At 40.4% G+C, this 8,984-nt stretch carries 9 protein-coding genes; 4 read left to right on the top strand and 5 right to left on the bottom strand.

What is annotated here, in order from left to right:
• Positions 1-342 precede the first annotated feature (342 nt).
• The 5 genes from CWC30_RS16530 to CWC30_RS16510 form a co-directional block, all read right to left on the bottom strand.
• Complete coding sequence (locus CWC30_RS16530) at positions 343-2,067, bottom strand: proline--tRNA ligase (RefSeq protein WP_138627651.1); 1,725 nt, start codon at positions 2,065-2,067, stop codon at positions 343-345.
• A gap of 129 nt (positions 2,068-2,196) precedes the next feature.
• Positions 2,197-2,901, bottom strand: coding sequence for a tRNA (N6-threonylcarbamoyladenosine(37)-N6)-methyltransferase TrmO (gene tsaA / locus CWC30_RS16525; RefSeq protein WP_138627650.1), 705 nt, complete (start codon positions 2,899-2,901; stop codon positions 2,197-2,199).
• 172 nt (positions 2,902-3,073) lie between these two features.
• A complete protein-coding gene (locus CWC30_RS16520; RefSeq protein ID WP_069439394.1) occupies positions 3,074-3,643 on the bottom strand; it encodes an outer membrane beta-barrel protein in 570 nt (189 codons plus the stop codon).
• Positions 3,644-3,893: 250 nt separating this feature from the next.
• On the bottom strand, positions 3,894-4,358 hold the full coding sequence (locus CWC30_RS16515; RefSeq protein WP_024602547.1) for an acyl-CoA thioesterase: 465 nt from the start codon (positions 4,356-4,358) through the stop codon (positions 3,894-3,896).
• A gap of 101 nt (positions 4,359-4,459) precedes the next feature.
• Positions 4,460-6,106 (bottom strand): electron transfer flavoprotein-ubiquinone oxidoreductase, encoded by a 1,647-nt coding sequence (locus CWC30_RS16510; protein WP_036982841.1) that lies wholly within the window; start codon positions 6,104-6,106, stop codon positions 4,460-4,462.
• A 219-nt stretch (positions 6,107-6,325) separates the two neighbouring features.
• Here CWC30_RS16510 and CWC30_RS16505 point away from each other — a divergent pair, with 219 nt between their 5' ends.
• The 4 genes from CWC30_RS16505 (at position 6,326) to CWC30_RS18905 (ending at position 8,819) form a co-directional block, all read left to right on the top strand.
• Complete coding sequence (locus CWC30_RS16505; RefSeq protein WP_013464986.1) at positions 6,326-7,075, top strand: electron transfer flavoprotein subunit beta/FixA family protein; 750 nt, start codon at positions 6,326-6,328, stop codon at positions 7,073-7,075.
• Entirely contained in the window at positions 7,076-8,002 is a 927-nt protein-coding gene (locus tag CWC30_RS16500; protein ID WP_138627649.1) for an electron transfer flavoprotein subunit alpha/FixB family protein, read from the top strand.
• Between the two features lie 118 nt (positions 8,003-8,120).
• Positions 8,121-8,432, top strand: a complete 312-nt coding sequence (locus CWC30_RS18910; protein ID WP_249929897.1) for a hypothetical protein — start codon at positions 8,121-8,123, stop codon at positions 8,430-8,432.
• Between the two features lie 129 nt (positions 8,433-8,561).
• Complete coding sequence (locus CWC30_RS18905; protein WP_249929896.1) at positions 8,562-8,819, top strand: hypothetical protein; 258 nt, start codon at positions 8,562-8,564, stop codon at positions 8,817-8,819.
• The last annotated feature ends 165 nt before the right edge of the window (positions 8,820-8,984 follow it).

The raw sequence follows: 8,984 nt of genomic DNA, 5'->3' as shown, positions 1-8,984 counted from the left end.
AAGTTATTCATGCCCTTGCCTCGGTAATCTTATGTTTCTTGGTCGAAAGATCTGATCACCGCAAGGGCATTTAGTTCCATTTCTTATGTGCAGCTCAGGTTAATTAGTAAATATGTAACGCTAGAAATATGGGAGCTTTTAAATGAGCTTAAAAACATGGCTATTGCAAAAGGCATAATAGCGAAGGACGATACGTAGTTTTAATCTATTTTCATCTGCTTTAAATTGATTAATGATAGTAGTATCAGTGACGCACATTTTGAACTTAAATCATCATATTCACGGTCATAAAAAACCGCTGTATGAAAAAATCATACAGCGGTTTTTTAATTAACTTTAAGCTTATGCATTAAATTGATTTTTGATTGTTTCAATCGCGCTATCAATATCTATCATTAGTTTTTCACCAGTGCGGCGGTTTTTAAGTTCTACCTTGTTTTCATCAAGGTTACGCTCACCAATTACAAGCGTGTAAGGTACACCGAGTAATTCCATGTCGTTAAACATAACACCAGGGCGCTCTTTACGGTCATCAAATAGCACATCTAAACCTGCATCTTTCAAACCTTGATATAGATTATTAGCAATATCAGGGATACGATGCGATTTATGCATATTCATTGGCACAATTGCTAAATCGAAAGGGGCAATGGCTTTAGGCCAGGTAATACCGTATTGGTCGTTATTTTGCTCAATGGCAGCGGCAACAACACGTGATACACCAATACCATAACAACCCATAGTCATTGTTTGGTTTTTACCCGATTCGCTTAATACACCGGCTTTCATTGCTTCTGAGTACTTAGTACCTAGTTGGAAAATATGACCAACTTCAATACCGCGCTTAATTTGCAACGTGCCTTGGCCACACGGGCTAGGATCGCCCTCAACAATATTACGGATATCAGCTACTTCGTAGTCTGTTACGTCGCGGTCCCAGTTAATACCACTAAAGTGCTCATCGTCTTTGTTGGCACCAGCTACAAAATCAGCCATTACATTCGCCGCTCTATCAACAATAATTGGCATGTTTAAGCCAACAGGGCCTAAAGAACCCGGTTTTGCGCCAATGGCAGCCACAATATCTGCCTCGGTTGCCATTTCTAGTGGTGAAGAAACCAGTGGGTGTTTTTCAGCTTTAAGTTCATTAAGCTCGTGATCGCCACGCAATACTAGTGCAACTAAGCCACGTTTTCCGTCTTCATCAGGGGCGCCATAAACAATCAGTGTTTTAACACCGCGATGTGGTTTTACACCATAGTATTTTTTCAGCTCATTAATTGTTTTAGCATCAGGTGTAGGGAATGCTTTTAGCTCTTTGCTTGCTTCAGGGCGCGATTCAGTTGGCGCTAGCGCTTCTGCTTTTTCAATATTAGCGGCGTAGTCACTAGCATCACTAAAGGCAATAGCGTCTTCGCCAGATTCAGCAAGTACGTGAAACTCATGCGATACACTACCGCCTATAGAGCCGGTATCAGCAATAACAGGGCGGAAATCAAGGCCTAAACGTTCAAAAATATTACAGTAGGCTTTGTGCATAACTTGATAAGTTGCATCTAAACATTCATCGGTTAAATGGAATGAGTAGGCATCTTTCATAGTAAATTCACGAGCACGCATAACACCAAAGCGCGGACGACGTTCGTCACGTACTTTAGTTTGTATTTGGTACAAAGTAATAGGCAGTTGCTTGTAGCTGTTAATTTCTTTGCGGACAAAATCGGTGATCACTTCTTCATGGGTAGGACCCATAGCAAATTCACGATTGTGACGATCGGTAAAGCGCATAAGCTCTGGACCAAACTCACTCCAGCGGCCCGATTCTTCCCATAAGTCAGCCGGTTGAATTACTGGCATTAGCATTTCAATTGCGCCTGCTTTATCCATTTCTTCGCGTACAATGTTTTCTACTTTTCTAAGCACACGTAAACCAGAGGGTAGCCAAGTGTATAAACCCGAAGCGACGCGACGGATCATTCCGGCTCTAAGCATTAATTGATGCGATACAATTTCCGCATCTGATGGCGTTTCTTTAAGTGTAGCGAGTATATATTGACTAGTACGCATGTTTTTTCCGAAATAGAGTAATATGTTCTTTTAATTAAGGCGCTCAGTTTACCAGCGGATGCATTGACACTAAAGCGCTAAGTGATTTTTTATCGCATTTTATAGCCATAGCAGGGTTTTAAAGTTAGTTTAACTGGGCTCTATATGAGTAACCAGATGATGAGAGTCAGTCACTTGCCAGGTAATGTTGTATTCATACAAATTCATACCATAACTTTGCATGCCTTGTTTTTGCTTTTTATACGCTGGGCGAGGATCTTGTTTTAGCACATTGCTGATAAACGCTTGTAGCTCAGGATAGTGGCTTTGTTTATTTATAAATTCCAAAGCTTGCTCACTAAATTCAACACTCATGTGAGTTTCTGGGCGCGTGTCGGCAAAGCCTGCACTGGCATCAGGTAAAGCGTCTGAATAGGGCAAATAAGGCTTAATATCAACAATAGGTGTACCATCAAGTAAATCAATACCGGCGAGCAATAACGCTAACTGCCCTTTTTTGTATTCAATTCCCTCTAACTTAACAGCACTCATCCCTATAGCGTTAGGTCTGAATGTAGCGCGTGTGGCAAAAACGCCTTTACGCTCATTGCCACCAAGGCGCGGCGGGCGCACCATTGCTGAATAGCCTTTATCTGCGGTTTCATGAAAACGAAATAATAGCCAAATATGGCTAAATTCATCTAAACCACGAACAAATTCTTCACGATTAAAATCTGGAGCAAAAATAAGTTTAGCTTTTGCTTCTGGCACTAATCGAGGTTGTCTAGGAATGGCAAACTTTTGTTTATACGGTGATTGAATATGACCAATAGCCGAAATCTGATAATCGCTCATAATGCTCGCTAACAAATAAAATAGGGAGGTATTCTACCTGTAATTACCATTGGTGGCATTAGCTTAATATAATCAGCATAAAGAGAGTTTAGACTGATTCGTTTAAATGTGGAATAACAAAGGGCAAGGCTAAACCTAGCCTTACCCTTACATTGCAACTATTGAGTTGTTATTAAAACATATATTGGAAAGATACTGACGCAACGTCCATTTCTGGGTCGATATCATCATCTAATTCGTAACGCTCATACTCTAAACGCACTTGCATATTGGTTGTGAAAGCATATTCAATACCTGCACCATAAAATACGTCACCACCGTCTTGTGATACGCTAACGCTGCCTACTGGTAGTTCTTGAGTTAAATCAGCATCCCATTCGAACCAACCGCCTTTTGCATAGATAGAAAAATTTTCAGTGATTGGCGCTGCAAAACGCGCTGCTAGTGATACCCCATCAATTTCTGCTTTACTGTCTATGTCACTCACTTCATCAAAATTTTGATAGGCAAGTTCAAGGCTTATATGTTCATTAAATTGAGTACCGATATAACCTTTTAACATTTGCGCGTCGTCATCGAAATCGGTGTCGTTTTCGCTATCTTCAAACTGAAATGAATATTGGCCGTAACCAATACCCGTATAAATACGTGGAGAGTCCATGTCGGTAACATCTGCCTGTGCTGCTGAATTAAAACCCAGTGTTGCTAAAGCAAGTGCAGAAAGAGAAAGTGTTTTAATCATTGTATAGCTCCTTTAAAAAATAATATCTAATGTTCGATAGATTCATCAAACGTCAATTAGCTAATTGCAGTGAACATGCCAATAATTTTTTTGTTTAATATTTGCTCTTAAAGTGTGTTTATTGAACTTTTTTGGCGGTTTAAGTACGCAAAACATCCAGCTGTTAAGCGTACTGTTAATTTGTAAAAAAATAAAAATTGTAGAATTTACAGTTTGCTGTAGTTTATACATACCTGCAAAAAGTACTTAATTAAACTTGATAAAGTAAGTTTTCTGTTTCTATCGCTATTTGTTTCATTTTAATGGCGTAATTTTCTAGCTTTTTATCTTCGTCAGTAACAGATGTGAATTCAGGAACGGCAACAGGGTAACCGGTCTCATCCATAGCAACAAAACTTATTACACAATGATTAGTTTCAACTAAGTTTTGGGTTTTAGGGTCGCCACAGCGTACTTGAATGAAAATTTGCATACTGGTTTTACCTGTGTGTGCAATTTTGGCTTCCACTTCAACAATTTGGCCAACCAAAATAGGGCGGCTAAACTTAACGCCCGCAACCGATACGGTTACGCAGTAATGACCGCTCCAACCTGCAGCACAGGCATAGCCTGCTTGGTCAATCCACTTCATGACCACACCACCATGCACCTTACCACCAAAATTTACATCGGTAGGCTCTGCTAAAAAACGAAAAATTACACTCGACGACGCCATAAAATACTCTCATTTATTCATATTACTTAACAGCATAGCGCAAAAAAGGGGCCGAAGCCCCTGCAATTTAGGATAAGTTTATAATTTCTTTAGAAAGGTTGTTACATATTGGGGTAGTTAGGACCGCCGGCACCTTCAGGAGTGACCCAGGTGATATTTTGGCTCGGATCTTTAATATCACAGGTTTTACAATGGACACAGTTTTGCGCATTGATCACAAAGGCTTGCTCGCCTTCGACTTCTTGTACTTCATAAACGCCGGCAGGGCAGTATCGCTGTGCAGGTTCATCAAATTTAACTAAATTTACCTTAATCGGAACTGATGCATCTTTGAGTTTCAAATGACACGGCTGCGATTCTTCATGATTAGTGTTTGATAAAAATACCGAAGAAAGCTTATCAAAGCTGAGTTTGCCATCAGGCTTCGGATAGGCAATCTTTTGAGCTTGATCAGCGTCTTTCAAAGTGGCGTGATCGGGTACGTTATCTTTAAAATTAAACGGTAGGGCACCCTTAAATATGTTTTGATCAAGGGTGTTATACGCACCGCCTGCAAATTTGCCTAAGGTATGCATAGCGGGGCCAAAGTTACGAGATTGATACAGCTCTTTATACGCCCATGATTTTTTAAACTCAGCGGTGTACTGGGTTAAATCCGTGTTAGCTAAATCGTTTTGTAGCGCATTAAAAATCACCTCAGCGGCTATCATGCCTGACTTCATAGCCGTATGATTACCTTTAATTTTTGCAAAGTTTAGGGTGCCTGCATCACAGCCCACTAATAAGCCACCCGGGAAATGCATTTTAGGCAAAGAGTGTAAACCGCCTTTGGCAATGGCGCGCGCACCATAAGCAATACGCTCACCCCCTTCAAGGGTTTTTTTAAATACCGGGTGGTGTTTTAAACGCTGAAACTCATCAAATGGGCTTAAATGTGGATTTGAATAATTTAAATCAACAATTAAACCAACCACCACTTGGTTGTTTTCGCTATGATACATAAAAGCACCACCGCCAGTATCGCCACTCAATGGCCAACCGGTTCCGTGAACTACTTTACCAAGCTGATGTTTAGATTCATCTACTTGCCAAATTTCTTTAAAGCCTAAACCGTAATGCTGTGGCGAGCTTTCATCGTCTAAAGCAAACTGATTGATCAGTTGCTTACCTAAATGGCCGCGACAGCCTTCAGCGAATACCGTGTATTTAGCACGTAACTCCATACCCGGCATGTAACCGTCTTTTTCGTCGCCGTTTTTATCCAGCCCCATATCACCGGTAATAATGCCTTTAACAACATCATCTTCAATAATAAGTGAATGAGCACTAAAGCCTGGAAATATTTCAACGCCCAAGTTTTCTGCTTGCTCAGCAAGCCAACGACATACATTCCCCATAGAAACAATGTAGTTACCGTTATTATGAAATGTGTTAGGGGTTGCAAAATGAGGTATAGAGGTTGCTTTTTGTTCGTTATTAAACCAATAAATTTCATCGCTTTGGACTTTAGTCGTAACAGGCGCGCCCAATTCTTGCCAGTTTGGCAGTAGTTCATCCAATGCTTTGGTTTCAAAAACAGCACCTGATAATACATGCGCGCCCACTTCAGAGCCTTTTTCAACCACACAAATCATGCACTCTTGTTGTTTTTCTTGTGCTTGCTGCGCGAGTTTAATTGCTGTTGAGAGCCCAGCAGGGCCTGCCCCTACAACAACAACATCAAATTCCATGGTTTCGCGTTCAATCATAATAACCTCTTTATCTATGACGGACTTACTCTTGCCCTATAGGCAAAAAGTAAGCTAAGCAACCTGTTATTTTGTGATGCAAATTAAACGTTACAGGTTGTGAATAGTTTAAGGTTATTTTAGGTTGACGTTTACGTCAACAGGAAGTAGTCTGATTTCATAAAATAAATAGGTTGACGTATACGTTAGCTTATAGGTTTAAATAATTATGGAGTCCCTATGAAAGTTCTCGTACCAATAAAAAGAGTGATTGATTACAACGTAAAAGCTCGCGTTAAACCTGATAACAGCGGTGTTGATTTAACAAACGTAAAAATGGCAATGAACCCATTTTGTGAAATTGCGGTAGAAGAAGCGATTCGTTTAAAAGAAGCGGGTACTGCAAGCGAAGTGGTTGTTGTGACTATTGGCGCTAAAGCATCACAAGAGCAATTACGCACAGCACTTGCCCTTGGCGCTGATAAAGCGATTCATGTTGAAACCGAGCAAAACCTAGAATCTCTCCATATTGCAAAGTTACTTGCGAAAGTGGTTGAGCAAGAATCTCCTGAGCTCGTTATTTTAGGCAAGCAATCTATCGATTCTGATAATAATCAAACGGGCCAAATGCTCGCTGCATTAACTAATCGCGGCCAAGGTACATTTGCTTCAAAAGTGGTTATTGAAAATGGCAAAGTGAATGTAACCCGCGAAGTTGATGGCGGTTTGCAAACTGTTGCACTTAATTTACCAGCGATTGTAACCACCGATTTACGTTTAAACGAGCCACGTTATGCGTCGCTACCTAATATCATGAAAGCCAAACGTAAACCGCTAGAAGTTATTGCGGCTGATTCGTTAGGTGTCGATTTAACACCGCGTATTGAAGTCGTTCGTGTAGAAGAACCAGCAAAACGCAGCGGCGGCATTATTGTTGAAGACGTTGCACAGCTTGTGGAAAAACTTAAAACAGAGGCAAAGGTGATTTAAATGAAAACTCTTGTAATTGCAGAGCACGATAACGGTGCCTTAAAACCAGAAACCTCAAAAACCATTAACGCCGCTAAAAAATTAGGCTTTGATGTCGATGTATTGTTAGCTGGCATAAACTTAGGTGCCATGAGTGAGTCACTTGCGAGCACTGAGGGGGTTACAAATGTATTACTTGCAGATAACGCGGTGTACGAGCATCAACTTGCCGAAAGCATGACAGATTTAGTGTTATCACTTGCAGGTGAGTACAGCCATATTGTGGCAAGTGCCACAACGACAGGTAAAAACTTTATGCCGCGTGTTGCCGCATTATTAGATGTTGCACAAATTTCAGAAATTATTGCTGTTATTGACGCAGACACGTTTAAACGCCCAATCTATGCGGGAAATGCCATAGCAACGGTTAAATCACTCGATAATAAAAAAGTGATCACCGTGCGTGCAAGTAGCTTTGATTTACAAGGCGAACAAGCGCCAGCTAATGTCACAACCTTAGATACGGTCTCTGATTCACTGTTAAGTAGCTTTGTTAGTGTTGAGCAAACCGAATCTGAACGCCCAGAGCTCACTGCAGCTGATGTGGTTATTTCAGGTGGTCGAGGTATGCAAAATGGTGAAAACTTTGCACTTCTTAATGGTATTGCCGATAAGCTGGGGGCTGCAATTGGCGCTTCACGTGCAGCGGTTGACGCAGGCTTTGTCCCTAACGATATGCAAGTAGGTCAAACAGGTAAAATTGTTGCGCCTAATTTATACATAGCCGTAGGTATAAGTGGTGCTATTCAGCATTTAGCTGGCATGAAAGATTCAAAAATTATTGTGGCCATTAATAAAGACCCAGATGCGCCAATATTCCAAGTGGCTGATTACGGTTTAGTTGCTGATTTATTTGATGTATTACCTGAGCTTGAACAAGCTTTATAAAGTTTAATAACCACAGCATAATATAAAGTTAAATATTCTGATTTAAAGCCGCCGTTTCATTATTGATTCTGCGGCTTTTTTCATTAAAAAAACCAACAGCACAGCTAATGCAAGCCAAGTGTTACGGCTGATAAAACGAGCAGCAATTATTTTTGCTATTGGCTTAGCGTTAAATATTTACCCCTTTACCACGAGCATTGAAAACTTGAGAATACTGGGTGTATTACAGCGAATAGGCATTGCCTATATTTTAGCGTCTATCTGTGTATTGTTACTCAATAGGCGAGGGGTGATCAGCTTATCGGTTGTTATTTTAATTACATATTGGTTACTGCTTTTAAGTGTTGGTTCTAATAATGCCTATACACTAGAGAATAACCTGGATAGAACGGTTTATATAGCGGTGTTAGGTGAACCGCATTTGTGGTGAAGTAAAGGATTAGCGTTTGATCCAGAAGGGCTTTTGAGCACCTTACCTAGTGTCGTGAGTGTTTTATTTGGCTTTTAGGTTACCCGCCTACTTACCAGCTCTAGCAGTCAATGGACAAGTATTAAGCGTTTGTTGTTAATCGGGGTTGTCGGTATTGCTCTAGAGCAATTAGGCTCGCTGATTATGCCAATTAATAAACCGCTTTGGACCAGTACCTTTGTTATTTACACCTCAGGGATTGCCTGTATTGTACTGGCCTTTTTTGTGTGGCTTTGCGACATAGTAAAACCCGAACGTCTTGTTAATCCATTAATTGTGTATGGCTCGAATCCTTTGTTTTTTTTATGTGTTATCGGGTGTGTGGGTACTGAGCTATTCACTAGTTAATATTGGCGAGCTAAACTTGGGGGGGGGGATGTATGAGCAACTCGCTTTAGTTATGAGTGCTAAATTGGCATAGTTCACCTTTGCTTTATTACATGTTATAGGGTTTTAGTTAATGTAAAATATGATTTATAAACGCAAGATATTAAATAATATTTAAATAAAAAC

Source organism: Pseudoalteromonas sp. S4741 (assembly GCF_005886135.1).
Classification (GTDB): Bacteria; Pseudomonadota; Gammaproteobacteria; order Enterobacterales; family Alteromonadaceae; genus Pseudoalteromonas; species Pseudoalteromonas tetraodonis.
Note: the sequence above shows the minus strand (reverse complement) of the source record. Positions and strands in the feature narration are given on the sequence as shown.

What these genes read in the sequence shown, in the direction of transcription:
- CWC30_RS16530 (WP_138627651.1), bottom strand. Translation starts at nt 2,067, where the DNA reads ATGCGTACTAGTCAATATATACTCGCTACACTTAAAGAAACGCCATCA.
- tsaA (WP_138627650.1), bottom strand. Translation starts at nt 2,901, where the DNA reads ATGAGCGATTATCAGATTTCGGCTATTGGTCATATTCAATCACCGTAT.
- CWC30_RS16520 (WP_069439394.1), bottom strand. Translation starts at nt 3,643, where the DNA reads ATGATTAAAACACTTTCTCTTTCTGCACTTGCTTTAGCAACACTGGGT.
- CWC30_RS16515 (WP_024602547.1), bottom strand. Translation starts at nt 4,358, where the DNA reads ATGGCGTCGTCGAGTGTAATTTTTCGTTTTTTAGCAGAGCCTACCGAT.
- CWC30_RS16510 (WP_036982841.1), bottom strand. Translation starts at nt 6,106, where the DNA reads ATGATTGAACGCGAAACCATGGAATTTGATGTTGTTGTTGTAGGGGCA.
- CWC30_RS16505 (WP_013464986.1), top strand. Translation starts at nt 6,326, where the DNA reads ATGAAAGTTCTCGTACCAATAAAAAGAGTGATTGATTACAACGTAAAA.
- CWC30_RS16500 (WP_138627649.1), top strand. Translation starts at nt 7,076, where the DNA reads ATGAAAACTCTTGTAATTGCAGAGCACGATAACGGTGCCTTAAAACCA.